Origin of the sequence: Prevotellamassilia timonensis (genome assembly GCF_021531665.1) — a bacterium.
Taxonomy (GTDB): Bacteria; Bacteroidota; Bacteroidia; order Bacteroidales; family Bacteroidaceae; genus Alloprevotella.
Genome location: NZ_JADYUH010000109.1, coordinates 1 through 1,437, shown reverse-complemented (window position 1 = coordinate 1,437; position 1,437 = coordinate 1). Strand labels below are relative to the sequence as shown.

The following is a 1,437-nucleotide window of genomic DNA, read 5'->3' as shown; positions in this document are numbered from 1 at the left end:
TATTCCCATCTATTTTAAGAATCGTTGTTTATGGTTGTCTGACAGGTGTACAAGTTCCTGTCAGAGGTGCTGTGTATACGACGTAACATATTATAAATGAATCTATAAACTGAAAATTAACGAAGTATTGCAGTAGAATTAAGGTACTATTACCGAACGGAAAATCTGCAAGTATCAACCCGTCTTCCGCTCAACATCACCTACGAACGCCTGAACGAATGGCGTCCGAAAACAACGCAACCACATATTCGGAAAGAAATATATACATGGCCACAAATCACATTCGAGCTAAAGGGAGTGGAGTTAAACTTCAGTATGCAGCATAAGTCACCGTCACAAACATTAATGCTTGATGTATGCGATGACAGTAATCCTTTGTCTGTCTTCCTTGGTAACCCTTCGTTAAAGTCTTCCTACGAATACTATTGTTCGGTACAGTGGCGTGGATTTAAACAGGAAAAAATGCGTCAATGGAATTTGGGACTCTATCTGCACACTATTGATAATGCCATAGGCCAGTTGCGCCAATTTAATCCACAAAATGGTGGTTATATTTATATACCTTGGAATATAGACGGAAACCGAGGATTGCGAGCTACGGGGATTATAAGCCAATCCGTTGATAAGGAAAAGCATTGGTTCCTTAATATAGGTACCAATGTCAGCCTGAACCGCAGTGTCGATTTCGCCAACACAAAGACAACCGCCGATTTTTACAAAAGCATCGTACACAATTTACACGTTTCCCCCAATGCCGGTATTGACTACCGTTATTCTAAGTGGCACGCTTCATTCAAGGCGTCAGCCGATTGGGAACGCCTCACTTCCGCACAAGAAGGATTTGAAACACTCAGTCAAGTGGACTTCCTGTACACTATTAGCCTCAATGCACCGCTACTGTTTAGCATTGACTTAAATACAGATATGAATCTGTTTATGCGCCGTGGTTATAGTAATCGGGCAATGAATACGGACGAATGGGTGTGGAATGTGAATTTGAGCCGTTGCATTGATAAGCGAAAGGCATGGCTGTTGAAACTATCCGCTCATGATTTGCTCGGCCAGCTCAGTGCCGTACGCAGAACGCTTAACTCACAAGGACGGGTGGAAACCGTAAACAATACGATTACGAGGAACATCATGCTCCATATCATATGGAAGTTTAACAAAAAAGCATCCAAGAAATGAAACATAAAAAAGATAAGAATCCTATAGTAAGCGTGCTTCTTCCAGTCTATAACGCCGGGAAGTATCTGCAAGAATCTGTAGAGAGTATTCTTAGACAGACCTACACCGTGTTTGAGCTGCTTGTCCTTGATGATGGCTCAACTGACGGATGTACCGATTTCTGAAATCATATTATTGAGCCCACTTTAAAAAGTGGCGTTGTGATTGTTTAAGTATTTATATGCTGCTGTTTGGGTATTTTTTTACCTT

2 protein-coding genes are annotated in these 1,437 nt (G+C 41.4%); both read left to right on the top strand.

All coding sequences use genetic code 11. The features are described from left to right. The first annotated feature begins 315 nt into the window (after nt 1–315). Nucleotides 316–1,188 carry a hypothetical protein gene (locus I6E40_RS10560; RefSeq protein ID WP_235387218.1) on the top strand — a complete coding sequence of 291 codons (873 nt, stop codon included), beginning with the start codon at nt 316–318 and terminating at the stop codon, nt 1,186–1,188. Then, nucleotides 1,185–1,352, top strand: coding sequence for a glycosyltransferase family 2 protein (locus tag I6E40_RS10555; RefSeq protein WP_235387211.1), 168 nt, complete (start codon nt 1,185–1,187; stop codon nt 1,350–1,352). The genes I6E40_RS10560 and I6E40_RS10555 overlap by 4 nt, the downstream gene beginning before the upstream one ends. Nucleotides 1,353–1,437: the final 85 nt, after the last annotated feature.